Source organism: Microbispora sp. KK1-11 (assembly GCF_006874435.1).
GTDB lineage: Bacteria > Actinomycetota > Actinomycetes > Streptosporangiales > Streptosporangiaceae > Microbispora > Microbispora catharanthi.
This window is the reverse complement of record NZ_VIRJ01000002.1, coordinates 350,839-374,070: the sequence shown is the minus strand read 5'-3', so window position 1 is coordinate 374,070 and position 23,232 is coordinate 350,839. Positions and strand designations below refer to the sequence as shown.

The 23,232-nt window shown below is 72.2% G+C and carries 23 protein-coding genes; 11 read left to right on the top strand and 12 right to left on the bottom strand.

Features of this window, described 5'->3' with window-relative positions; genetic code table 11:
* Position 1: 1 nt before the first annotated feature.
* The 3 genes from FLW16_RS04610 to FLW16_RS04600 all read left to right on the top strand — a co-directional run bounded on the left by FLW16_RS04610 (position 2) and on the right by FLW16_RS04600 (position 3,493).
* Positions 2-1,285, top strand: coding sequence for a glycosyltransferase (locus tag FLW16_RS04610; RefSeq protein ID WP_142557904.1), 1,284 nt, complete (start codon positions 2-4; stop codon positions 1,283-1,285).
* A gap of 52 nt (positions 1,286-1,337) precedes the next feature.
* Positions 1,338-2,162 carry an SDR family oxidoreductase gene (locus tag FLW16_RS04605; protein ID WP_142557902.1) on the top strand — a complete coding sequence of 275 codons (825 nt, stop codon included), beginning with the start codon at positions 1,338-1,340 and terminating at the stop codon, positions 2,160-2,162.
* A gap of 68 nt (positions 2,163-2,230) precedes the next feature.
* Entirely contained in the window at positions 2,231-3,493 is a 1,263-nt protein-coding gene (locus FLW16_RS04600) for a helix-turn-helix domain-containing protein (protein WP_142557900.1), read from the top strand.
* Here the strand turns inward: FLW16_RS04600 and FLW16_RS04595 are convergent.
* Entirely contained in the window at positions 3,486-4,640 is a 1,155-nt protein-coding gene (locus FLW16_RS04595; RefSeq protein WP_260614892.1) for an NAD(P)/FAD-dependent oxidoreductase, read from the bottom strand. The genes FLW16_RS04600 and FLW16_RS04595 overlap by 8 nt on opposite strands.
* A 2-nt stretch (positions 4,641-4,642) precedes the next feature.
* On the bottom strand, positions 4,643-5,908 hold the full coding sequence (locus tag FLW16_RS04590) for a serine hydrolase (protein ID WP_142557898.1): 1,266 nt from the start codon (positions 5,906-5,908) through the stop codon (positions 4,643-4,645).
* A 181-nt stretch (positions 5,909-6,089) separates the two neighbouring features.
* Here FLW16_RS04590 and adh point away from each other — a divergent pair, with 181 nt between their 5' ends.
* On the top strand, positions 6,090-7,613 hold the full coding sequence (adh, locus tag FLW16_RS04585; protein WP_142557896.1) for an aldehyde dehydrogenase: 1,524 nt from the start codon (positions 6,090-6,092) through the stop codon (positions 7,611-7,613).
* Positions 7,613-7,993 (top strand): DUF779 domain-containing protein, encoded by a 381-nt coding sequence (locus tag FLW16_RS04580; protein WP_142557886.1) that lies wholly within the window; start codon positions 7,613-7,615, stop codon positions 7,991-7,993. The genes adh and FLW16_RS04580 overlap by 1 nt, the downstream gene beginning before the upstream one ends.
* 75 nt (positions 7,994-8,068) lie before the next feature.
* Here FLW16_RS04580 and FLW16_RS04575 read toward each other — a convergent pair whose 3' ends face one another.
* Positions 8,069-9,598, bottom strand: a complete 1,530-nt coding sequence (locus FLW16_RS04575) for an RICIN domain-containing protein (protein ID WP_260614890.1) — start codon at positions 9,596-9,598, stop codon at positions 8,069-8,071.
* A 268-nt stretch (positions 9,599-9,866) separates the two neighbouring features.
* On the opposite strand from FLW16_RS04575, the gene FLW16_RS04570 reads away from it, so the two are divergent.
* Complete coding sequence (locus FLW16_RS04570; RefSeq protein WP_142557884.1) at positions 9,867-10,511, top strand: TenA family protein; 645 nt, start codon at positions 9,867-9,869, stop codon at positions 10,509-10,511.
* On the opposite strand, the gene FLW16_RS04565 is transcribed toward FLW16_RS04570, so the two are convergent.
* On the bottom strand, positions 10,508-10,948 hold the full coding sequence (locus FLW16_RS04565) for an SRPBCC family protein (protein ID WP_142557882.1): 441 nt from the start codon (positions 10,946-10,948) through the stop codon (positions 10,508-10,510). The two genes, FLW16_RS04570 and FLW16_RS04565, sit on opposite strands and share 4 nt — an antisense overlap.
* 44 nt (positions 10,949-10,992) lie before the next feature.
* Entirely contained in the window at positions 10,993-12,069 is a 1,077-nt protein-coding gene (locus FLW16_RS04560; RefSeq protein WP_260614888.1) for a winged helix DNA-binding domain-containing protein, read from the bottom strand.
* Between the two features lie 46 nt (positions 12,070-12,115).
* On the opposite strand from FLW16_RS04560, the gene FLW16_RS04555 reads away from it, so the two are divergent.
* Together FLW16_RS04555 and FLW16_RS04550 are read left to right on the top strand one after the other, a co-directional pair.
* Positions 12,116-13,255, top strand: a complete 1,140-nt coding sequence (locus FLW16_RS04555) for a helix-turn-helix transcriptional regulator (protein WP_142557880.1) — start codon at positions 12,116-12,118, stop codon at positions 13,253-13,255.
* A gap of 57 nt (positions 13,256-13,312) precedes the next feature.
* Positions 13,313-15,295: a phosphocholine-specific phospholipase C gene (locus FLW16_RS04550; RefSeq protein ID WP_142557878.1), complete on the top strand. Its 1,983-nt coding sequence runs from the start codon at positions 13,313-13,315 to the stop codon at positions 15,293-15,295.
* A 21-nt stretch (positions 15,296-15,316) separates the two neighbouring features.
* Here FLW16_RS04550 and FLW16_RS04545 read toward each other — a convergent pair whose 3' ends face one another.
* Positions 15,317-15,901, bottom strand: coding sequence for a Dps family protein (locus FLW16_RS04545; protein WP_142557876.1), 585 nt, complete (start codon positions 15,899-15,901; stop codon positions 15,317-15,319).
* Between the two features lie 283 nt (positions 15,902-16,184).
* On the opposite strand from FLW16_RS04545, the gene modA reads away from it, so the two are divergent.
* A complete protein-coding gene (gene modA, locus FLW16_RS04540) occupies positions 16,185-16,943 on the top strand; it encodes a molybdate ABC transporter substrate-binding protein (RefSeq protein ID WP_221890892.1) in 759 nt (252 codons plus the stop codon).
* Here the strand turns inward: modA and FLW16_RS04535 are convergent.
* The gene (locus FLW16_RS04535; RefSeq protein ID WP_260614887.1) at positions 16,924-18,342 is read right to left on the bottom strand and encodes an MFS transporter; all 1,419 of its coding nucleotides are present in this window, start codon (positions 18,340-18,342) and stop codon (positions 16,924-16,926) included. The genes modA and FLW16_RS04535 overlap by 20 nt on opposite strands.
* An 81-nt stretch (positions 18,343-18,423) precedes the next feature.
* On the opposite strand from FLW16_RS04535, the gene FLW16_RS04530 reads away from it, so the two are divergent.
* Entirely contained in the window at positions 18,424-19,260 is an 837-nt protein-coding gene (locus FLW16_RS04530) for an alpha/beta fold hydrolase (protein WP_142557874.1), read from the top strand.
* A 40-nt stretch (positions 19,261-19,300) separates the two neighbouring features.
* On the opposite strand, the gene FLW16_RS04525 is transcribed toward FLW16_RS04530, so the two are convergent.
* From FLW16_RS04525 to FLW16_RS04510, 4 genes are read right to left on the bottom strand one after another with little or no spacing between them, the layout of a single operon-like run.
* A complete protein-coding gene (locus tag FLW16_RS04525; protein WP_142557872.1) occupies positions 19,301-19,672 on the bottom strand; it encodes a hypothetical protein in 372 nt (123 codons plus the stop codon).
* A gap of 23 nt (positions 19,673-19,695) precedes the next feature.
* Complete coding sequence (locus FLW16_RS04520; protein WP_142557870.1) at positions 19,696-20,064, bottom strand: roadblock/LC7 domain-containing protein; 369 nt, start codon at positions 20,062-20,064, stop codon at positions 19,696-19,698.
* A 38-nt stretch (positions 20,065-20,102) separates the two neighbouring features.
* The gene (locus FLW16_RS04515; RefSeq protein WP_142557868.1) at positions 20,103-20,927 is read right to left on the bottom strand and encodes a MarR family transcriptional regulator; all 825 of its coding nucleotides are present in this window, start codon (positions 20,925-20,927) and stop codon (positions 20,103-20,105) included.
* A 14-nt stretch (positions 20,928-20,941) separates the two neighbouring features.
* Positions 20,942-21,313 (bottom strand): roadblock/LC7 domain-containing protein, encoded by a 372-nt coding sequence (locus FLW16_RS04510; RefSeq protein WP_139576883.1) that lies wholly within the window; start codon positions 21,311-21,313, stop codon positions 20,942-20,944.
* Positions 21,314-21,520: 207 nt separating this feature from the next.
* On the opposite strand from FLW16_RS04510, the gene FLW16_RS04505 reads away from it, so the two are divergent.
* A complete protein-coding gene (locus tag FLW16_RS04505; protein WP_142557866.1) occupies positions 21,521-22,030 on the top strand; it encodes a DUF523 domain-containing protein in 510 nt (169 codons plus the stop codon).
* Here FLW16_RS04505 and FLW16_RS04500 read toward each other — a convergent pair.
* Positions 22,005-23,231, bottom strand: a complete 1,227-nt coding sequence (locus FLW16_RS04500; protein ID WP_185949250.1) for a DUF4032 domain-containing protein — start codon at positions 23,229-23,231, stop codon at positions 22,005-22,007. The genes FLW16_RS04505 and FLW16_RS04500 overlap by 26 nt on opposite strands.
* Position 23,232: the final 1 nt, after the last annotated feature.

The window sequence follows — 23,232 nt, the reverse complement described above, 5'->3', positions numbered from 1 at the left end:
CATGGCCACGATGCTGCTGAGCACCCACGGCACCAACGGCGACGTGCTCCCGTTCGTACGGATCGGGCGCGAGCTGGCGGAGCGCGGCCACGACGTCGTCGTGATGACGCACTCCTGGTTCGCCGACCGGATCGCGGCCGCGGGTCTTCGGCACCTGCCGATCGACACGGCGGAGGGCTACGACCGGCATCTGGACGACGCCCGGCGCTACATGCTCGATCCGCTGAAAGACCCCGACGGCGTGCTCGCGCTCTATCGGCGCAACGGCCTGTTCGAGCTGCTGGCCGACGAGGTCCGCATGATCGAGGCGCACTACCGGCCGGGGGAGACCGTGGTGGTCGCCCGGCACACCTCGGGCATCGCCGCGCTGATGGCCGCCGAGCTTCGCGGGGTGCCGGTCGCGCTGGTGTCCGTCACGCCCCACCAGTACGTCTCGTTGCCGGTGCTCGGGAACCTCTTCAGGCGCGTGCTCGGGCAGGGGTACGACGACGTCTTCCAGGCGTTCGGCCTGCGGCCGGTCCGCGACTGGGTCGCCTACCTGACGAGCGCCAAGACCCAGCTCGCGCTGTGGCCGGAATGGTTCGACGCCGCGGGCCAGCCGGCGCCGGAGGGCGTCGTCCGCTGCGGGTTCGTGCTCGGCGACACGGCGGAGGGGCCGGTCCCCGACTGGCCCGAGCCACCCGTGCTGATCACCGGTGGCACCGGGCAGGTGCTGCACGATCGGTTCTACGACGTGGCGGCGCGGGCGTGCCGGCGGATCGGGAGGAAGGCCCTGCTGGTGAACCGGCACCCGTCGTTCCAGCCCGAGTCGCTGCCCGACGGGGTGGAGTGGGTGCCCTCGGCGCCGTTCGCCACGGTCATGCCCCATGTCGCCGCGGTCGTCCATCACGGCGGGATCGGCACACTCGCCCGGGCGCTGTCGTCGGCGACCCCGCAGGTGCTGCTCGCGCACGGCGTCGACCGTCCGGACAACGCGGAGCGGCTGGAGCGAGCCGGGGTGGCGACCTGGCTGCCCGTGTCGCACTGGACCGAGGACCGGGCGGCCGATCTGCTGGCCCGGGCCCTGGAGTCCGCGGACGACGGCGGATACCGGGAGCGGATCGCGCCGCTCGCGGCCGACGCCGCGTCGGAGGACTCCGTGCGTGTCGTGGCCGAGCACGCCGAGGCGCTCATCGGGACCGACGCGGTCATGACGCGGCCGGATCCGCGTGAGCGGCTGGCGCGTCTCACCCCGGAGCAGCGCACGCGCCTGGCCGCCATGGCGCGCGCCCGCCGGGGCGTGTGAAGGAGGGTCTCCCGGGTACGCCGAGGTGCCGTACACCGACGGAGGGGGACCGATGGGTGGCACGGTGGCGCCGATCTCGCGCTTCGACTACGACAAGGTGGCGATCGTCACCGGGGCCGACTCGGGGATCGGGCGGGCGACCGCGGTGACGCTCGCCGCGCGCGGCTTCGACGTCGGCGTCACCTATCACCAGGACGAGAAGGGCGCGCGGGAGACCGCGGAGCAGGTCGAGGTGCGGGGGCGCCGGGCCGCCGTGCGGCAGCACGACCTGACCGACCCGGTGGCAGCGGCGGCCGTGATCGACGAGCTCGCCGACGAGCTGGGCGGCCTCGGCGTGCTGGTGAACAACGCGGGCACCGGCACGGCCGAGCCGCTCCTGGAGATCGGCTACGACCGGTGGCGGTCGGTCCTCGCGGTCGACCTCGACGGGCCGTTCCTGTGCTCGCAGCGGGCGGCCCGCCGGATGATCGAACGCGGCGCAGGCGGCCGGATCGTCAACGTGACCAGCGTCCACGAGGACTACCCCCGCCTCGGGGCCGGGCCCTACTGCGCGGCCAAGGGCGGCCTGCGGATGCTCAGCCGCACGCTCGCGATGGAGCTGGCCAGGCACGGCATCACGGTCAACACCGTGGCCCCCGGGGAGATCGCGACTCCCATGACCGGGCAGGAGGACCAGCCGCCCCGGCCGGACACCCGGCCCGGTTACCCGCTGGGCCGTCCCGGCGACGCCCGGGAGGTCGCCGCGGTGATCGCCTTCCTGGCCGGGCCGACCGCGTCGTACGTCACCGGCGCGTCGCTGTTCGTGGACGGCGGGCTCGGCCTGATGGGCCCGCAGGCCGCCGGCGACATCGACAAGGACATCTGGGCCTCCGCCTGACGGGCCCTTGTCGCGCGACCCGGGCGTGGGTGACGATGGCGCCTGAAGACGCGGAGAGTGAGGGCGCCGTGACCAATCCATGGCTCGCGCTTGAATCCGGGGCCGACGCGGCGGAGCGCACCGGTGAGCTGCGCCGTGCCCATGAGCGCTTCCTGTCGGCCGGGGCGATCGACGGACCTGTGCGTTCCCTGGTCGCCGACTCGTGGCGGCGATCGGCCCGGGCGGTCGACCCGGACGCGCTCGCGCCGCTGGAGCTCACCGACGCCGGGCTCGAGGAGTATCGCAGCGCGCACCCGCTGGCCAAGGTGCTGCCGCTGTTCCGCGATCTGCTGGGCGGCATCGCCGACGACGGGCGGCACCTGCTCGCGGTGTGCGACGCGGCCGGCCGGCTGCTGTGGGTCGAGGGGCATCGCGGGGCGCGGGCGCGGGCCGAGCGGATGAACTTCGTCGCCGGGGCCCGGTGGGACGAGTCCCACGCGGGCACCAACGCCCCCGGCGTCGCGATCACGGTCGGTCACCCGGTGCAGATCTTCGCGGCCGAGCACTTCGCCGTGCCGGTGCAGCCGTGGACCTGCGCCGCCGCGCCGATCCACGACCCGCACACCGGCCGCCTGCTCGGCGCGGTCGACGTCACCGGCGGCGACAACCTGGCCAGCCCGTACAGCCTGGCCCTGGTGCAGGCGGCGGCCCGCGCGGCAGAGGCCCATCTGGCCACGCTCCCGGCCCCGGCGGCGGCGCCCGCCGTGACGCTCACGGCCCTGGGCCGGGACGACGCCGTGCTCACCGAGGGCCCGCGCCGCATCAGGCTCGGTCCCCGCCACAGCGAGATCGTCGTGCTGCTGGCCTGCCACCCCGAGGGGCTGAGCAGCGACCAGCTCAGCGCGGAGCTGTACGGCGACCGCACGCTGAACCCCGTCACGCTCCGGGCGGAGCTGTCCCGGTTGCGTCACCGGCTCGGCCCGCTGCTCGACTCCCGGCCGTACCGGCTGCGGCTGCCGGTGCGGGCCGACTTCCAGGAGCTCGCCGAGCACCTGGCCGCCGCGGACGCCGACGCCGCGCTGCGGGCCTACCGGGGGCCGCTCCTGCCCGGCTCGGACGCGCCCGGCGTCGTCTGGCAGCGCCGCCTGCTGGACGACGGCGTGCGCGACCTGCTGGTGGCCCGGCGCGACCCCGCGCTGCTCGAACGGTGGACGCGCGCGCCGTGGGGGAGGGACGACATCGTCGCCTGGCAGGCGCTGCTGGCCGCGCTGCCCGCAGGAGCCCCGGCGCGGGCGCGGGCCGCCCGGCGGGTGCGCGACCTCGACGCGGAGTACGGCCTGCCGTTCAGGTGAAATTCTTGAGCCAGCGGAGGGCGACCGCCGCCGCCAGGCGGGGCGGCACGGTGCCCGCCCCGAGCCCCACGTCGACGAGCAGATCGAACACCTCGGTGCGGCGCGCGGCGACGGCGATCGCCGCGTCGATGAAGCCGGGGGAGCGGGCGGCCAGGGCGAGTGCGTCGGTGGTGCGCAGGTGCCGCCCGAGCGCCCGGCGCAGCCCGCGCCGGTAGGCCCGCAACGGGTCGCCTGGCGAACCGATCGCCGCCTCGGCGGCCAGCCGCCCCGACAGCAGCGCGTAGTAGATGCCCTCGCCGGTCAGCGGGTTGACGAGGCTCGCCGCGTCGCCGGCCAGCAGCACCCGGCCCGCCCCCGGCACCGGCCGCCCGCTCGACAGCGGCAGGTGATGCGCCCGCAGATCGCGGACGGGCGACCTGACCTCACCCAGCAGGGGCAGGAGCCGGGCCAGCCGCCCGTGCAGGATCTCGCGCCCGGGCCGGCCGGTCTGCCTCAGCATCGGCAGCAGCAGGCCGTAGCCGACGTTGGCCGTGCCGTCGCCCACCGGGAACGACCAGGCGTAGGCCGGCCAGGCCTCGCTCTGCATGACGATGACCTGCTCGTCGTCGTCCGGCGGCACGTCGGCGTACCCGCGCACCGCGATCGCCGTGTGCCGGTCCGGGCTCGGCGGGACGCCGATGAGCCGCCGTACGGCCGAGTTGGCGCCGTCGGCGGCGACGACCGCCCGGGCGACCAGGTGGCCGTCGATCACGACGTGCTCGCCGAGGGCGGTCAGCGTACGCACCCGGTGGCGGCGCACCTCCACGCCGCGCGCCCGCGCCGCCTCGACCAGCCGGGCGTCGAAGACCCGGCGGGGGACCACGTGGTTGGGCCGCGCGACGACGGCCGAGACGCGGGCTCCGCCGGGCGAGGTCACCGACAGGCGCGGCGTCGGCCGGTGGTCGTCGAGCAGGCCGGGCAGCCCGAGCAGCGCGAGCTCCTGCCGTGCGTGCGCCGCGATGCCGTCGCCGCAGGCCTTGTCACGCGGGAAGGCCGCCCGGTCGAGCAGCAGCACCCGGCAGCCGGGATCGAGCTGTCTGGCCCGCAGCGCCGCGGCCGAGCCCGCCGGCCCGGCGCCGACCACCACCAGGTCCCAGACGTCGTCCACATCTACAGACCGTACGTGGAGAAGAGGTTGGTGGTGGGCCAGGACTTCACCGAGTTCGCGGCGGTGTGGAGAAGGGAGTCGATGTCCCCGTAGTTCAGCCCCGAGGCGTCGTCGCGCTGGTCGAACAGCACCACCCAGCTCAGCCCGTCGTAGCGCCGGACCATGAGCGTGGAGGTGCCGGCCAGCGACCCCGTGTGCCAGGTGTTGCGGCCCCCGGTGACCGGGCGGACCTGCCAGCCGAGGCCGTAGTACCAGCCGTCGGAGTTGACTCCGATCGACGGCTTGGCGAACGCCTTGGAGATCGACGCCGAGGTCAGCACGCCGGCCGCGTCGAAGAGGGTGGTGAACTTGGCCAGGTCGACGGCCGTGGCGAGCCACCCGCCGTGGGCGGCCATGTTCTCGAGGTTGAAGCCGCCGTACGGGAAGGGCACCACGGCGTTGGAGGTGTCGATCACGCTCTTGCCGGTGTACTGCGAGAAGTACGGCACCTCGCCCGATTTGCGGAGACTCTTCGCGGTCCTCCCGAGCACCATCCGCTTGATCTTGAGGGGCGTCAGCACCTTGCTCTGGACGTAGCTCGCGTACGAGACCCCGCTCGCCTTCTCGATGATCTTCTGAAGGAGGAGGTATCCGTAGTTCGAGTACGCGTACGTCGTGCCCGGCGCGTGGTCGAGCTTGAGGCCGGACGTGTGTTTGATGATCTGCGCCTGCGTGATCGGCAGCGGGACGCCGAGTGCCGCGGCGATGACCCGGTCCTTGAACATCGGGTCGCCCGACACCTCGGAATCCCACCCGCCGAGGTGCTGCAGCAGGTGGGTGACGGTGACGCCGGCGAGGCGAGGGTCGGCGGTCGTGCTCAGCCCCAGCAGCGGCGCGACCTTGGCCGAGAGGCTGAGCTTGCCGTCCTGCGCCAGCTTCAGCACCGCGGCGGCGGTGACCGGCTTGCTCAGGCTCGCGATGCGGAACAGCGAGGTGGGCCCGGCCGCGAACGAGGTGTCCGCCGTCCAGTTGTAGCCCCGGGCGAGCACGAGCTTGCCCTTGCGGACCACGGCCAGGGACGCGTGCGGGATCGTCCGCGCCTGCATGAAGCGCTTCAGCGTGTCGTCGAAGGGCTTGAGCGACGTCGCGCTGCGGCCGGTGACGCTCCACGCGCGGGCCGCCGCGCTCGCCGGCGACGCGGGCAGCCCGGCGGCCAGCCCCGCCGTGGCGCCGCCGGCCAGCAGGCGCAGGGCGGCCCTGCGGGAGACGGAAAACGTTTCCGAAGTCATGACGCGTGATCTTAGGGGAGATTTGACCGTCCATGACCGTGGCTCTGACCGCGCCGGCCGGAGGCTGTGTGCGGAAGGACGCCCCGACACGTTGCGGGAACACGGACGCAACGTGTCGGCAACGTGCCCGCGACTAACGTCCGGGGCGTCAGACCCACACCCTGTCCGGGAGGTCCATCTCATGACCCGTTACGCCGCGCCGGGACAGCCGGACGCCCTCATGGCGTACGAGCAGCGTTACGACCACTGGATCGGCGGCGAGTACGTCCCGCCGCAGCGGGGGCAGTACTTCGAGAACCCCACGCCGGTGACCGGTCAGACCTTCACCGAGGTCGCACGCGGCACGGCCGAGGACGTCGAGCGCGCGCTGGACGCCGCGCACGGCGCCGCCCCCGCCTGGGGGCGTACGTCCACGGCCGAGCGGGCGAACATCCTCAACCGGATCGCCGACCGCATGGAGCAGAACCTGGAGCGGCTCGCCGTCGCCGAGACCTGGGAGAACGGCAAGCCGATCCGGGAGACGCTGGCCGCGGACATCCCGCTGGCCATCGACCACTTCCGCTACTTCGCGGGGGCGATCAGGGCCCAGGAGGGCAGCCTGTCGGAGATCGACGCGGACACCGTCGCCTACCACTTCCACGAGCCGCTCGGCGTCGTCGCGCAGATCATCCCGTGGAACTTCCCGATCCTGATGGCCGCCTGGAAGCTCGCGCCGGCGCTGGCCGCGGGCAACGCCGTGGTCCTCAAGCCGGCCGAGCAGACCCCGGCGTCGATCCACTACTGGATGAGCCTGGTCGCCGACCTCCTCCCGCCGGGCGTCCTCAACATCGTCAACGGGTTCGGCGTCGAGGCGGGCAAGCCGCTGGCCTCCAGCGCGCGGGTCGCGAAGGTGGCGTTCACCGGGGAGACCACCACCGGGCGGCTGATCATGCAGTACGCCAGCGAGAACATCAAGCCGGTCACGCTGGAGCTCGGCGGCAAGAGCCCCAACCTCTTCTTCGACGACGTGTCCTCCGCCGACGACGAGTTCTTCGACAAGGCGCTGGAGGGCTTCACGATGTTCGCGCTCAACCAGGGGGAGGTGTGCACCTGTCCCTCCCGGGCGCTCATCCAGCAGGGCCACTACCAGCGCTTCCTGGAGGCCGCGGTCGAGCGTACGGAGAAGATCGTCCGCGGGCACCCGCTGGACCAGGCCACGATGGTCGGCGCCCAGGCGTCCAACGACCAGCTGGAGAAGATCCTGTCCTACCTCGACATCGGCCGGCAGGAGGGCGCCAAGGTGCTCACCGGCGGGCACCGCGCCGACCTCGGCGGCGAGCTGTCGGGCGGCTACTACGTCGAGCCGACGATCTTCGAGGGCGCCAACAACATGCGGGTGTTCCAGGAGGAGATCTTCGGGCCGGTCGTCTCGGTGACCTCGTTCACCGACTTCGACGACGCCATCAAGATCGCCAACGACACGTTGTACGGCCTCGGGGCGGGCGTGTGGACCAGGGACGTCAACAAGGCGTACCGGGCCGGCCGCGCCATCCAGGCCGGGCGCGTCTGGACGAACTGCTACCACGCCTATCCCGCCCACGCCGCCTTCGGCGGCTACAAGCAGTCGGGCATCGGCAGGGAGACGCACAAGATGATGCTCGACCACTACCAGCAGACCAAGAACCTGCTGGTCAGCTACTCGCCCTCGAAGCTCGGCTTCTTCTGATGCCCGAGGTGTCCCGCGTGGACCTCACCCCCGCGGCCGCCGATCTCATCCGGCGGCTGCGGGCGGCCCACGGCCCGCTGATGTTCCACCAGTCCGGCGGCTGCTGCGACGGCAGCGCCCCGATGTGCTACCTGGAGGGCGAGTTCCGCACCGGCTCCTCGGACGTGCTGCTCGCCTCGCTGACCGTCCAGGGCGTCGACGAGCCGGTCACGTTCTGGATGTCGGCAAGCCAGTTCGAGCGCTGGCGGCACACCCACCTGACCGTGGACGTCGTCCCCGGCCGGGGCAGCGGCTTCTCCCTGGAGGCGCCCGAGGGCGTGCGCTTCCTGATCCGTTCCCGCCTGCTCACCGACGCCGAACGCGCCGCCCTCGACAGCTGATATGGCGGAGGCCGCGGCGGGTGGCCGCGGCCTCCGGGGCTTCACAGGGACGTGCCGGTACCTGTGCGTCCGGAACTAGATCTTGCCGGTGCCCGCGTTGGCGACGACGTTCGTCTTGACGCCGCTGGGGTTGTCCACCGTGTACGAGTACGGGATGGAGGCGACGCTGCCGGAGGTCTGCGGCGTGCCCGAGTTCACGAAGTAGTTGTTGCGGGCGACGATCGACCCGCCCGGCGACGAGCCTTCGGCGGTGTGGGTGGGCTCGGCGATGTTCTCGAAGTAGTTGCCCTCGACGAGCACCCCGGCGCCGCAGGTGGAGGCGATGCCGTAGCTGTAGTCGGTGTAGGACGGGTCCTTGTAGTAGTAGTTGTTGAACACGTGGACCGGATTGCCGAAGCGCACCCGGGGGTTGCGCTGGGCGCAGGTCTGGAACGCGTTGTGGTGGTACGTCACGCGCAGGTGCCCGGAGTCCTCGGAGCTGTTGCCGTCGCTGTGGCCGACGAGCGAGCACTTGACGTGGTCGTGCAGCTTGCTCCAGGAGACGGTGACGTAGTCGGAGCCGTGGGTGATGTCCAGCAGGCCGTCGTAGTAGTCCGTGCCGTGGCCGGTGTCGCTCGACAGGTCGTTGTGATCGAGCCACACGCGCTTGGCGTTGTCGAGGTGGATCGCGTCGCCGTTGCCGTTGCCGGCCTGGACCTTCGAGATCTTCATGTTGCGCACGATGACGTTGCTGACGTCACGGATGTTCAGGCCGCAGCCGGTCAGCCCGGAGTTCGCGCCTACGCCGAGGATGGTGGTGTTGCCGCCCACCCGCACGTCCTCCGAGCAGGTGAAGTTGCCGTTCACCTGGACGACCTTCGCGGTGTCGCCCTTCACGGCGGTGGTGAGCGCGGTCAGGGAGGTGACCGTCGTCGTGGCACCGCCCGCGCCGCCGCTCGTGCCGCCGCCCTGGGTCGCCCAGCCGATCAGTCCGGTGGTGGGCGGGGTGGTCGGGCCGCCCGTGGGCGTGGCGCTCGGCGTTGGCGACGGGCTCCTGGTCGGCGTGGCGGTGGGGGTGGACGACGGCTGGGAACCGGCGGGCTGGAGGGTCCACTGCTTGGTGTCCACGGAGTCGCAGGAGTTCTGCTGCACGAGCGCGCCCGAGGACGTGGAGTTGTCCTTGGTGTTCAGGCACTTGTCGCTGTTGGCGTTGACGACGCGGTAGGTGGATCCCGAGGCGGTGAGCTGCCAGGTCTGCGACGAGGCGCCGGTGCATGATTCCTGCTGGACGGCCTTGCCCGCGGAGGTGGAGGCGCCGGCGACCCCGGCGCACTTGCCGCTGTTGCCCGCGGCCAGGCGGAAGCCGCTGCCCTGGGCCGACAGGTTCCAGGTCTGGTTGCTCGCGCCGTTGCAGGCGGCGACCGTGAGCTGCACGCCGTCCGAGCCGCTGCCGCCCGGAACGGTGAGGCACAGACCGCTGGCGCCGTTCACGATCCGGTAGGCCCCTGCACTGGGCCCCGCACTGGGCGCCGCGTTGGAGACGCCGGCGAAGACGCCGCCGACCAGGGCGGCGACCCCGGCGAGGGTGCCGATCACCCCGACTCCGGTTCTGGTTCTGGTTCTCAAAGCCGAGCTCCTTGCATGTCGTGCAGGACCCCTGACCGAGGGGGCGAACTCCTGGTCCCACAGAGGGGGCGTTCATGAATGCGAACGGCATTCATGGGGAGGAACAACACGCATCAAATTACGGACCTGTTAAGCGCCGGTCAACGGATTCGCCCGCGCGGGTTTCGGCCCGTCCGGTCGCTCACCCCGGTTGGGCAGGTGGAGACGGACGGCGGTCCTCTGAGATCATCGTGAAACGTTCACGCCGGATCGCGGGGAAGGATGGCGGATGAGCGAGGAGCGAGGGTTCGAGAGGCCGTTCAGCGCGTGGCTGCGGTCGCAGAGCGAGCCCGACTGGACGGCGGTGGTCACGCACCCCTTCGCGGCGGCGATCCACAGCGGCACCGCCGACATGCGGCACTACCTGGAGCAGGACTTCCAGTTCGTGGACGCCTTCACGGCGCTGCTCGGCGCCGCGGTCGCCGCGGCCGACACCTTCGAGGCGCGGGTGGCCGTGGGCCGCTTCCTGGGGCAGACCGTCGCCGACACCGAGCACAGCTACTTCCACCGCGCGCTCGCCGCGCTCGGGGGCGAGCAGGCCCCGCCAGAGCCGGTGACGATCGAGTTCCGGGCCCTGATGGACGAGGTGCGCCGGAGCCAGGACTATCCGCTGATCCTGGCGGTGCTGTGCGTGGCCGAGTGGACCTACCTCGGCTGGGCCTCGCGCACCATCGGGTCCGCCGAAAGTTTCGTCCACCGGGAGTGGATCGACCTGCACAGCGGGCCGGAGTTCGAGGCGTGGGTGGGCTTCCTGCGTCGTGAGCTCGACCGGCTCGGCCCCGGCCTCGACGAGAACGGCCGGGCCCGGGTGCTCGACGTCTTCCGCCGGGCGACCACCCTGGAACGCCGCTTCTTCGACATGGCGCTCGGCTAGGCACGCAGGGCGAGGGCGGCGAGGCGGCGCAGGGACACGCGCAGGAAGACCGCGCTCACCGGCCCGGCGACCCGCCAGCCGATCCGCCCCACCAGGCCGAGGGGCACGTGGAGGTTCTCCTCCCAGACGATCCTGCTTCCGCCGCCGGGACGGGGTAGCACGTGGAACCGCCCGACGCCGCGTACGACACGGCCGGTGTGGCGGACCTCCACCTCGTGTGGCGGCCGCCAGCCGGTGACGTCCATCGTGTCCACGAACGACAGCGGGCCGACTCCGGTGGCCGCCGCGAGCCTGCTGCCCCTGCTGCGCCCGTCGCCGGCGACCACCCACGCCCGGGTCAGCAGCATCCACTCGTGCTGCCGGGGCCAGTCGGTCAGCACGGCGAAGACCCGCTCCGGGCTCGCCTGCGCGTCCACCGCGACCGAGAGGGTCTCCACCCCGTAGGTCCTACCCAGGAAAGCGTCCTTCCCCGGAGGGCGTCCTATCCCACGAAGCGGATGTCGCGTGCGGAGGCGTCGCCGGCCGTGAACTCCAGCAGGCGCTCTCCCTCGGCCGCCAGCGCCTCGCGGGTGGCGGCACCGAGCGGCTCGAACGGCTCGATCTCCAGGACCGCGGTCTTCCCCTCCCGTTCAACGCGCCACAGCCCCGCGACGAAACCGTCGACCAGGATCGTCGCGCGGATGATCCCGTTGACGGTGAAGACCCGCAGGCGGTGCTCCTCGGCCATCACCCGCGTCCGGTCGGCGTGCGAGAGCAGCAGGTTGTCGAACTCGGGCAGGAACCGCACCGGCGCCTCGGCGTCCGGCCCGGGCAGCGGCGCCTCGGGCAGGTCGAACAGCTCCACCCCGTTCTCGTCCCGGTATGCGACCAGATCGAGGCCCTTCACGACAGAGCGCAACCCGGTCAGGCCCGACCAGGTCTGCATGTCCTTCACCGACGCAGGTCCGAAGGCGCGCAGGTAACGCAGCACCATGTCACCCGCGGCCGAGCCGTCGCCGAGCGGGCGGCCCAGCCACGACTCGGCGGGGACGTGCCGCGCCTGGCCCGAGGCGCCCCACACTCCGCGCGGCGGGACCTGGACCAGTGGCACGACCGCGCGTACGGCCTGGGCCAGCGCGTCGCGGCCCGGCCACCGCTCGCCGAGCAGCTCCTCCAGCTCCGCGAAGCTGAGCGGCCGCTCCTCCATCAGGGCACGGGCGGCGCTCGCCACCTCGCCGAGATCCACCCCGTCCAGCCGCCTGCCGTACGAGGTGCGCAGCAACCGGTCGAGGAGCGGCTGCATGACGGGGCGCAGGGCGAGGCAGTCGTCGGCGCTGACGAGGTGGATGGTGCCGCGCATCAGCGCGATCCGTACGGCCGTGCGGTCGGTGAGCAGCCCGGCCAGGTCCTCATGCCGGAAGTCCAGCAGGCGGGTCCACAGGCCGACGTAGGCTGGGAGAGGAGCCTGCGACTGCATGCCCACCAGGTGCTCGATCGCCGCCAGAGCCTTGACGTCGTGGCGGCGCAGCAGCATCTGGCGGTCGAGCAGTGCGCGGTTGAGCATACGTCGGGTCAGCACGCCGCAAACATAACGCCCGGCACCGACAGAACCGGGGGTGCCGCTGATGATCACTATTGACGTCCCGCTGTGGGCCGCCCGCCTGCGGGCGCTGCGCCGCGGCCGGCTGTGGAGCCGCCGGGACCTGGAAGAACGGCTGACCGAAGCCGCAGGGGAGACCGAGCCCGGTCCGCCCGGAGACGCGGTGCGCGCATGGGAGGCGGGGGAGCGGCGGCCAGAGCCCGGCCACGCGGAGCTGCTGTGCCGCGTGTTCGGCGTGGACGAGGCGGACCTGTTCGTGGGGCCGCAGTCGGGCACCACCCTGTGGCACCACGTGACCGGCATTCCGTTGATGCCGGGCCTGTTCCCCGAAGAGGAGGAGGAACGGGTCGGCCGGGCCATCGAGCGTCCCTGGCGCGCCGACGCCGGCACGGTCGGATACTTCGAGCGGGTGCTCGACGCCTGCGCCGTGCCGCACGCGCGGCCCGCCGATCTCGCGGCGGCGCTGCGGCCCGTCTTCGTGGGCATCGAGGCGTTCCGCCGTGACGCCAGGCCGTCCGCGCGGGGGCCGCTGCTCGCACTCGCCGCCCGGGACGCGGAGCTGATCAGCGGGATGGAGCACGAGGCGGGCGACGCGCCGGGAGCGCGGGCCTGGTCCGACCAGGCGATCCGCGAGGCGCGCGAGACCGGCGACCCCCTCACAGAGGTCTTCGCGCTGGTCCAGCGGGCCGAGCTGGTCGACGCCGCCGAGCCGGGCGAGATCGTCGAGGCGGCCGTGGCCGCCCGCGAGCGTACGGGCGTGCCGGCGGAGGTGGGGACGCTGTCACGGCGGCACGAGGCCCGGGCGCACGCGCTGGCGGGTGAGGTGGAGCTGTGCCACCGCTGCCTTGAGGAGTGCCTGGAGGAGTCGGGTGAGACGCGGGCGGAGCTGCGCGCGGGCTGCCTGGTCGATCTCGGCCGGCCGGGCGGCGCCATCGAGATGCTGGAGGGTGAGCCGGCCCCGTCCGCGCCCGCGTACCTCGCGGCGTACGTGCTGGCCCGCAAGGCGCACGCGTACGCCGAGGCGCACGAGCGGGACCAGGCGGCCGATCTCGCCCGGCAGGCGCTTTCCCTGGCCCTCCGTGCCGGGGCCGCCCGGGCCCTGCGGGAGCTTGGCCGCGTCCACCTGCCGCCGCCCGCCGTCACGCGCAGGCGCGTCCTCGCGTAACGACGCGACGCTGTTAGGTTGTGGGCGTTTCGCCTGATTCCTCCTGAAGGGGCGCCCATGCCGGCCGGATCCTCGTTGCCGCCTTCCCTGCTTCGGGCGCTGGACCGGCCGGTCCAGCCGGGGAGCCTGGCCGACGTCGAGCACGTCGTCTTCGTCATGCTGGAGAACCGCTCGTTCGACCACTACTTCGGCCGGATGCGCGGGGTGCGGGGGTTCGGCGACCGCAACGCGGTGTCCACCCGGGCGTGGCGGCCGATCTTCGAGCAGGACGGCGTGCTGCCCTTCTCCGTACGGGAGGCGGCCGAGCGGGCGGGGGCGGACCCGATGCTGCTCGACACGCACGACCACACCTGGCTCGGCACCCAGAACGCCTGGGCCATGGGCTGGAACGACGCCTGGGTGCCCAGCAAGGGGCCCGGCTCGATGGCCTATTACGACCGGCGCGACCTGCCCTTCCACTACGAGCTGGCCGACACGTTCACGATCTGCGACGCCTATCACTGCTCGCTGCTGACCTCGACGACCCCCAACCGCAACTACCACATGTCGGGTTACACGGGCTACGAGCCGGGCACCCGGCAGCGCGCGCTGGACAACGTCGCGTCCGAGGGGGCGGAGGGGCATCGGGGCTACGACTGGGTCACCGCGCCCGAGCTGCTGACGCGGGCCGGGCACACCTGGCAGGTTTACCAGGAGTGGGACAACTACGAGTGCAACAACCTGGAGTTCTTCCGGCCGTTCGCGGCGGTGATGGACCGGATCGGGCTGGGCAGCATGCGCTCGTTCTACGAGAAGGTCCGGGCGGCGGAGGACCCGGCGCCGTTGCTCGTGGAGCTGGCGGAGCGGGTGGCCGCCCTGGAACCGGCCGACCGCGACCTCTACGACCGGGCGCTGCGCCGCGCTCCCGCGGGTGGCCTGGGGGTGTGGTTCGCCGCCGACGTGGCCGCCGGGCGCCTGCCCGCGGTGTCGTACGTCGTGCCCTCGCTCGCCGACTCCGAGCACCCCGAGGGGTCGTCGGCCGTGGAGGGCGGACGGGTCGTCTACGAGCTGCTCGACGCGCTGGGCTCCCACCCCGAGGTCTGGGCGCGTACCGCCCTGTTCGTCACCTACGACGAGAACGACGGATTCTTCGACCACGTGCCGCCGCCGGTCCCGCCCGACGGCACTCCGGAGGAGTTCGTCGGCGGGCGTCCGATGGGCCTCGGCGTCCGCGTCCCCATGATCGTCGTGTCGCCGTGGAGTGTGGGCGGCAACGTGTGCTCGGAGACGTTCGACCACACCTCGACCGTGCGGTTCCTGGAGCGCCGGTTCGGGATCACGGCGCCCATCGGCGAATGGCGGCGCCGGGTGGCGGGCGACCTCACCTCCGCCTTCGACTTCGCCACGCCCGCGGCCCCGCCTCCCGTGGAGACCGTCGCCGGCCCGCGGCCGTCTCCGGCCGGGAACCGGTGGTATCCGCAGGTGCCGGCCGAGCAGCGGATGCCGGTGCAGGAGCCGGGGGTCAAGCCCGCCCGCGCGCTGCCCTACCAGCCAGACGCCGAGGCGGTGGTGCGCGGGCGGTCCGTGGAGATCGCGATGCGCAACTCCGGCGCGGCCTCCGCCCACTTCATCCTGTACGGCCACCTCGGCGAGGTCGCCAAGCCGATGCACTTCGACGTGCTCGGCGCGGCGGAGGAGGTGGTCTACTTCCCCTGCCCGTCGTACGACCTGGTGCTCGTCGGGCCGAACGGGTTCCGCCGGGAGTTCCGTGGCGGGACGGCCGACCCGGTGGAGGTGACCGGCGCGATCGACGCCGCCGCCCGCGCCGTCGTGATCGCCGTGGCGAACCCGGGCGCCTTCCCCGTCGAGGTGTCGGTCACCCCGCTGGCGTACGGGGGCGCGGCGCGTGCGGTCCGGATCGCGCCGGGAGACACCGCTCGCGTCGACTGGCACGCGCCCACCGGCTGGTACGACCTGGTGATCGGGGTGGCGGGGCACGACGGGTTCGCCCGGCGGCTGATGGGACACATCGAGAACGGCCGCCCGAGCGTCACGGGGTGACGCCCGGGCCGCGAACGCGGGTCAGGCGCGGACGAGCGGTGTGTCCACGAGGTGCTCGGCGAGGAACCACGCCTGCAGCTCGCCCGTGCGGATGACCTCGGAGACGAGCAGGTCGTTGGTGCCGTCGTCGCCCATCTCGTCGGCCCGGGAGGCGGCGTCGTGCGCCGCGACCAGGATCGTCTCGTGCGCCTCCAGGAGCCGGGAGAGCATGGCGGGCACCTCCTCCACGCCGTCCGGCGGCCGCGGGATCACGGTCATCTCCGCCACCTGGCGCGGATCGCCGACCGCGACGCCGCCGAGGGTCTGGATGCGTTCGGCGACGGCGTCGATGATCGGCAACTGCTCGCTCGCATGCTTGTCGAGCAGCAGGTGAAGCTGGTAGAAGGTCGGCCCCCGCATGAGCCAGTGGTGCTTCTTGTAGAGGTTGTAGAGGATCTGGGTGTCGGCCAGGATCTGGTTGAGCCGCTGACAGGAGTATTCCCGCGTCTCCCGCGGCAGCCCGACCGGGAAGTCCCGCACGGTCCCGAACGCCTGTATCTCGGTGCCCCTCTGGTGGAGCCAGGGCTGGCTGCTCTCACGGACTCTGGAGGAAGGGTTGACGCTCAAGATGTCTCTCCTCACTCGATCGGTTTATGCCCAATAGGTAGTCTTTCGCCAGTCATGACCTCTAAACACCTTCCTGGGGCTTTTGTCGCCGAGCGCCTCCGTCGGTCCATGATCCGCGGCGGGCCGCGCCGGGTGCGATCTTGACGGCGCACGGCGCGTCGCCGTGATCGAAAAGGAATTGCGACAAATCCGCACATCCGACTCCGTGAGATGGCGAAACCATAGCTCCGATATAAAGCGATAAAAATGGAATGAATTGCCTCCTGCTCGCTACTGTGGAGCCGTGCATCGCGTCGGGGGGATCCTTCGGGCCGTGTCGTCGGCGCTCGCGCTCGCGTCGGTGCTGCTCGCGGCGACCGGCTGCGGGGGCGGCGGAAGGCAGACGCTCACCGTGTTCGCCGACTCCTCGCTCGCCGCGACGTTCGGCTCGCTCGGCAGGACGTTCGAGGCCGCCCACCCCGGCGTCGCCGTCCGGTTCGAGTTCGGCGGCAGCGGCGCGCTGGCGCAGCGGATCGCCCGGGGCGCGCCGGCCGACCTCTTTGCCGCGGCCGGCGCCGCGGCCATGCGCGGGTCGGGGGCGCCCGGCCCGCGGGTCTTCGCGCGCGACAGCCTCCAGATCGCCGTGCCGAAGGGCAACCCGGCCCACGTCGCAAGCCTGAAGGACCTGACCGCTCCCGGCGTCAGGGTGGCCCTGTGCGCCGAGTCGGCGCCGTGCGGGGCGGGCGCCCGCACGGCGCTCGCCGCGGCCGGAGTCACCGTCACGCCCATCGGGCGGGAGCCGGACGCCGCCAAGGCGCTGGCCAAGGTGCGGCTCGGAGAGGCGGACGCGGCGCTGGTCTACCGTACGGACGTCAGAGCGGCGGCGGGAGCGGTGGAGGGCGTGGACCTCCCCGCGGCGGCCGATGCGGTCGAGGACTACCTCATCGCGACCGTCCCCGGGACCGAGCGCCTCGCCCTGACCCGGGAGTTCGTCGACCTCGTCCTGTCCAACGAGGGCCGCAAGGTCCTCGGAACTGCCGGCTTCACCCCCGTGACAGGGTGACCTGCGGGCTTTCCGCGAGCCGCGCCGCCGTACGCTCGGCAGTGGCCCTGGCCCAGCGGCCGGTCGTCAGGAGGGCGACCGCCAGCACGATCAGCCCGTACAGGGCGTTGACGCGGAAGGCCGTGTGCGCGGCCGGGACGAACGCCGCGTTGGCGCCGGCGCCCGAGACCACGGACCCCGCGATGGCCACGCCGAGGGACTGGCCGACCTGCCTGCTGGTCGAGGCGACCGCGGCGGCCACGCCCGCCTGCGCGAGCGGCATCCCGGAGACCGCGGTGTTGGTGATCGGGGGGTTGAGCATGCCGAACCCGACGCCGAAGACCACGTAGATCCCGAGCAGCAGGGGGAGCGGCGTGGTGAGCGTCACCTGGGACAGCAGCGCCCCGGCGGCGGCCAGGCACACGCCCGCGACGACGGACGGCACGCGCGGGCCCCGGGTGCCGACGAGCCGGCCCGACAGCGGTCCCACGATCGTCGTGGTCACCGCGACCGGCAGTGTGCACAGCCCCGCGGTGAGGGCGGAGAACCCGCGATGGCTCTGCAGGTAGAGCGTGTTGAGGAACAGGAAGGCCCCCAGGCCGCCGAAGCCCGACACCGCCATGACGGCCGCGCCAGAGAACGGCGCGCTGCGGAAGAACCGCATGTCGATGAGGGGTTCGGGCCTGCGCAGTTCCCAGACGACCAGCGCGGCCAGCGCCGCCGCCGCGACGACGAAGCAGACGGCGCTCACGGCGGGGCCCGCGGCCCGGCCCTCGATGATCCCGTACGTGAGCGTGCCGAGCAGGACGATGACCAGCACCTGCCCGACCGGGTCGGTCCTCCGCGCCGAGGGCGCCTTGGACTCCGGGACGAAGCGCCAGGTCAGGAACAGCGCGAGCAGGCCGATGGGCACGTTGATCCAGAAGATGGCCCGCCAGTTGACCGTGTCGGTGAGCAGGCCGCCGACGACCGGTCCGAGCGCCATGCTGACGCCGACCACGCCGCCCCACACGCCGATCGCCTGGGCCCGCTCCCTGCGGTCGGTGAACGTGTTCGTGATGATCGACATGGCCACCGGGTTGAGCATCGACCCGCCTATGGCCTGGACGATCCGGGCGGCCACCAGCCAGCCCAGGCTCGGGGCGAGGCTGCACAGCAGCGACCCGGCCGTGAAGATCACCAAACCGATCTGGAACGTGCGGCGGCGGCCCATCCGGTCGGCCGTCGAGCCGGCCAGCATCAGCAGGCTCGCGAGCGTCAGCGTGTAGGCGTCCACCGTCCACTGGAGGCCGGAGACCGGCGCGTGCAAATCGTGCCCGAGCGACGGCAGAGCGACGTTGACGATCGTGTTGTCAAGGGACACGATCAGCAGGCTCATGCAGCAGATGAGGAGAACGAGTATCCGCCGTCGGCGGGTCATTTGCGACACCACACCACACAACCGTACAGATCCGGTCATGCGCCGCTTGCGGCAGGGCAAACCGAATGAAATTCTGCTCGCATGCGTGCGACGGCGAACGGCATCGAGATCTGCTACGAGGTGTTCGGCGAGCCCGGGGGACGTCCGGTCGTCCTCATCATGGGGCTCGGAGCACAGATGATCGGCTGGCCGGAGGGGCTGATCGAGCTGCTGGTGGAGTCCGGCCACCGGGTCGTCCGGTTCGACAACCGGGACGTGGGCCTGTCCACGCACTTCACCCCGGCGGACGGCCTCGCGCCCGCCCCGTCGTACACGTTGGACGACATGGCCGACGACACGGCCGGCCTGATGGACGTGCTGGGCTGGGAGAGCGCCCACATGGTGGGCGCGTCGATGGGCGGCATGATCGCCCAGGCCTTCGCCATCCGCCACCCCGCCCGGGTCCGTACGCTGACCTCGATCATGTCCACGCCCGGGCCCCGCGTGGGGCGGGCGACCGAGGCGGCCATGACCGTGTTGATGGCGTCCCCCGCCCAGGACCGCGACGAGGTGATCGCCCGCGCCGTCGAGACCGCGCGGATCGTCGGCTCTCCCGGCTACGAGATGGACGTCGAGCGTGTCACCCGGGTGGCCGCGGAGGCCTACGACCGGGCGTTCGACCCCGCGGGCACCGCCCGGCAGTTCACCGCCATCCGGAGGTCCGGCGACCGTACGGAGGGACTGCGCGGGCTCTCGGTGCCCGCGCTGGTGATCCACGGCGAGGACGACCCGCTGGTCACCCTCGAAGGCGGGACCGCGACCGCGGACGCCATCCCCGGCGCGAAGCTGCTGACCTTCCCGGGGATGGGCCACGACCTGCCCCGCCCGCTCTGGCCGGTCATCGCGGAGGCGATCACAGAGCTGACCGGACGGGGCTGACCGGACGGGGCTGATAGGGCAGGGCTGATAGGGCAGGGGCTCAGATCTCGAGCTTGTCCTCGATCGCGCGGAGCTGGTGCCGGGCCATCGCGAGGTTGGCCCGGTTGCGGTCGAGGGCGAGGTAGAGGAACAACCCCTTGCCGCCGCGGCCGGCCAGCGGCCGGATGATGTGATACTGCGTGCCCAGCGTGATGAGGATGTCCTCGATCCCGTCGTTGAGCTTGAGCGCGTCGATCGCGCGGAGCTTGGCCTTGACCACCTCGGTGTTGGCCGCGGCGGCCACCTGGAGGTCGAGGTCCTTGGAACCGCCGAGCGTGCCCAGCGCCATCCCGCTCCCGTAGTCGGCCACCGCCGCGCCGACCGCGCCGTCGATGGTCAGCATCTCCTTCAGCGAGACGTCCATGTTCGCCATGTCTCTTCTCCTGTTCTGGTTTGTCATCCGCGTTCGACGATGGCGGCGATCTTGTTCGCCGCCCTGCGTCCCTCGATCCGGAGCAGGCCGAGATTGGCTCCCTGACCAGCGAGAACGGTGAGGACGAGCGTGGGGCCCGCGGCGTAGCACGCGGTGTGTCCCTGGGTGCCGGAGATCAGCGTCTCCTCCAGCCGCCCGATCCTGGCGAGGTCGGTCATCTTCCGGCTCAGCGACAGCAGCGCCGACGTGAGCGCCGCGGTCTGCTCGGTGTCGGCGGCCAGGTCCGTCGTCACGAGCATGCCGTCGATCGTGCAGGTGAGCGCTCCGGTGATCTCGGGCGCCCGTTCCCGCAGGACGACCAGTTCCTCATGTATGTCGTGGCGCAGATCCACCGAGACACCCCTTCCGGCCCGCTTGAGCCACCCGATCACTACAGCGCCTCCAGCGCGTCACGCAGCCTGAGCAGCAGGTTCACGTCGGTCGCGTCGCCGTTGACCCGCGGCAGTTCCGAGGTGGAGCGCCCGGGCTCCCCCGCCGGTGTGGGCGGCGGTGTGGGCGGCGACTTGGGCGTGCGCTTGGGCAGCGCCGCCGTCTCGCCGGTCACCACCAGGCCGGCCGCCGCGAGCTCCCGTACGGCCAGCAGCGTGGAGTAGGCCGGACGCCCGAGGCGGCGGGCCAGTTCGACCGGCGTGGCGGTGGAGTCCGCGGCGAGCAGCAGCTCCCACTGCAGCCGGGTGAGCAGCGCGTGCGTGCCCGGAATCTGCCGCAGGGGCGTCACCGGCCGCGCGTCCAGCTCCGCGGAGGGCCAGGCCCGCTCCAGCCGGGCCCGGCGCCTGGCGCACTCGCGCAGCAGCCCGGGGACGTCGAAGAACCAGTGGATCCCGAGCCAGTGGGCGTCGCTCTGCCTGAACCTGGTCCGTGCCGTTCTCGACGCGAGCAGGAAGAACGCCGCGTCGAGCGTGGCGGACAGCATGCAGAACTCCAGCTCGCCCCGGCTGAGCACCCCTCTGTCCACGAGCAGGGCGCCGCCGTCGCCGCCGGGACCGGCCTCCTGCCGCGCGTGCCGCATCCCGTTCGCGCTGATCCGGCCCGACGCGCCGAGCAACTCCTCCACACCGGGCGTGGCCGCGCACTCCACGTACGACACCCGGCCGCGGACGTAGTAGACCGTGCCCTCCTTGCCCACCCGCAGTGAGCCGGTGGCCTCGTCCTGGGCGAGGCCGGTGAGCACGGCGTCGAGAGTCGGGGCGGCCACCGGTCAGGCTCCCATCAGGAGGCGACCAGCTCGTCCGTGATGGTGCGCAGCCGCCGCCGTGCCAGGGCGAGGTTCGACCGCTCCACGTCCAGGCGTACGCACAGCAGCAGCGGGCCGTCGAACATCATCTCCATGGGCCGCACCAGGTGGTAGGCCGAGCCCGTGGTGACGATCACGTCCTCGATCCGGAAACCCGTCTCCTGGGAGGCCATCGCGATCCCGTCGAGCGTGGCGCGGTACGCCTCGCTGAGCCCCGCGGCCGCCCTTCCGGGATCGGGAATCCCCTTTCCCGCGACGGCCATGCCGCTGGTGTGGTCCACGAGAATGGCGCCGAGCGCGCCCGGGATCGACATGGCCTCGGAGAGGCAGTCCTCTATCCCGATCAACTCGTAACTCCTCGCCTCGCCGGTACAGCGCGGCCAACACTAGAGGAGCAGGTGGACGAGTCACCCGAGCCGGAAACGTCGGGGATAAACGGATTAGTCCCGAGGAATAAGAATTCTTCTTCTCGGAATGGTAATCCCGGTTTTCATGAAATTTCCTCGTATTGGGGTTGGCGCGTGCACCGCCGTACGGCGGCCAGAATGGGAGGCGTGGAGCGGATTCTCGTCAGCGCCTGCCTGCTCGGCAGCCGGGTGAGGTACGACGGCGGGGCCAAGACCAGCGACGACGACCTGCTCGCCCGCTGGCGCGCGGAGGGGCGGCTGGTGCGGTTCTGCCCCGAGGTCGAGGGCGGGCTGCCCGTCCCCCGGCCGCCCGCCGAGATCGAGGGCGGCGCGGGCGGCGCGGCCGTCCTGGCGGGCGCGGCCCGGATCCTGACGCCGGAGGGCGACGACGTGACCGCCGCGTTCCTGTCCGGAGCGCAGCAGGCCCTCGCCGTCGCCCGGTCCTTCGGCGTACGGGTCGCGATCCTCAAGGAGGGCAGCCCGTCGTGCGGGTCCCTGCGGATCTACGACGGCAGCCACCGGGGGAGGACCACCCCCGGGCAGGGCGTGACGACCGCGCTGCTGGAGCTGAACGGCATACGCGTCTTCGGCGAGGAGCGGATCCCCGAAGCCGCGCGCTACCTGGAGTCTCTTACGGAGACAGAGGATCGGACGTGACGATGACGGCGTTCTCGTCGGGCTTGTGCACCAGGACGTTGTCCACGTAGGACAGCACCGCCGCCTCCAGGCCGACGTCCTTGCCGGCGGCCTCCGACATGTACCAGCGGTGGTCGAGCACCTCGTGGAAGAGCTGGGCCGGCTCCAGCTTGCGCCGCAGGTCGGCCGGGATCGCGTTCACCACCGGCCGGAACACCTCGGCCAGCCAGCGGTGGGCCACGATCGCCTCGTCCTCGTGCCGGAGTCCGGTGGACACCCGGAACGAATCGAGGTCGTTGAGCAGCCGCCTGGCCTGGTTCTCCTCCACGTCGAGGCCGGTCAGGCGCAGCAGGCGGCGCTGGTGGTGCCCGGCGTCCACGACCTTCGGCCGGACGATCAGGCGGGAGGTGCCGGCCTTGCGGCGCACCATCATCTCCGCGACGTCGAAGCCGAGCGAGTTGAGCCGGCGCACCCGCTGGTCCACACGGTGCCAGTCGACCTCCTCGATGATCTCGTCTTCGGTCAGCTCGTCCCACAGCCGGTGGTAGCGCTCGACGAGCTGCTCGGCGAAGGCCAGCGGGTCGATGGTCGGGTGGAGCAGCCCGCCCGCCTCCAGGTCGAGCATCTCGCCGTAGATGTTGACGTGCGCCACGTCGATGTCGTGGGCCCGCTGGCCCTCGCTGATCGCCGGATGGAGCTCACCGGTCTCGGCGTCCACCAGGTAGGCCGCGAACGCCCCCGCGTCCCGCCGGAACAACGTGTTCGACAGCGAGCAGTCGCCCCAGTAGAAGCCGGTCAGGTGGAGCCGCACGAGCAGGACCGCGAGCGCGTCGAGCAGGCGGATCAGCGTGTCGGGCCGCACCGAGCCCGACAGCACGGCACGGTAGGGCAGCGAGAACTGCAGGTGCCGCGTGATCAGGGCGGAGTCCAGTTCGGAGCCGTCCGGGGCGGTCCTGCCGGTGACGACGGCGACCGGCTCGACGGCGGGGGCGTCGTGCCGCGCCAGATCCCACAGCAGCTGATACTCCCGCTTGGCATACCTGGTGCTGATCTCCTTGATCGCGTACACCCGGCCGCTGAGCCGGGCGAAGCGCACCACGTGCCGGGAGATACCGCGGGGCAGCGTCACCAGATGGTGGACGGGCCACTCTTCGAGGGGGACGTCCCACGGCAGGCGGATCAGGTCGGGGTCGCTGGGGGCGCCGGTGATCTGCAGGGGCACC

Excerpts from the sequence above, each read along its gene's own strand:
- FLW16_RS04525 (WP_142557872.1), bottom strand. The coding sequence starts at position 19,672 with ATGGCGAACATGGACGTCTCGCTGAAGGAGATGCTGACCATCGACGGC.
- adh (WP_142557896.1), top strand. The coding sequence starts at position 6,090 with ATGACCCGTTACGCCGCGCCGGGACAGCCGGACGCCCTCATGGCGTAC.
- FLW16_RS04535 (WP_260614887.1), bottom strand. The coding sequence starts at position 18,342 with ATGACCCGCCGACGGCGGATACTCGTTCTCCTCATCTGCTGCATGAGC.
- FLW16_RS04530 (WP_142557874.1), top strand. The coding sequence starts at position 18,424 with ATGCGTGCGACGGCGAACGGCATCGAGATCTGCTACGAGGTGTTCGGC.
- FLW16_RS04605 (WP_142557902.1), top strand. The coding sequence starts at position 1,338 with ATGGGTGGCACGGTGGCGCCGATCTCGCGCTTCGACTACGACAAGGTG.
- FLW16_RS04555 (WP_142557880.1), top strand. The coding sequence starts at position 12,116 with ATGATCACTATTGACGTCCCGCTGTGGGCCGCCCGCCTGCGGGCGCTG.
- FLW16_RS04590 (WP_142557898.1), bottom strand. The coding sequence starts at position 5,908 with ATGACTTCGGAAACGTTTTCCGTCTCCCGCAGGGCCGCCCTGCGCCTG.
- FLW16_RS04570 (WP_142557884.1), top strand. The coding sequence starts at position 9,867 with ATGAGCGAGGAGCGAGGGTTCGAGAGGCCGTTCAGCGCGTGGCTGCGG.
- FLW16_RS04610 (WP_142557904.1), top strand. The coding sequence starts at position 2 with ATGGCCACGATGCTGCTGAGCACCCACGGCACCAACGGCGACGTGCTC.
- FLW16_RS04550 (WP_142557878.1), top strand. The coding sequence starts at position 13,313 with ATGCCGGCCGGATCCTCGTTGCCGCCTTCCCTGCTTCGGGCGCTGGAC.
- FLW16_RS04580 (WP_142557886.1), top strand. The coding sequence starts at position 7,613 with ATGCCCGAGGTGTCCCGCGTGGACCTCACCCCCGCGGCCGCCGATCTC.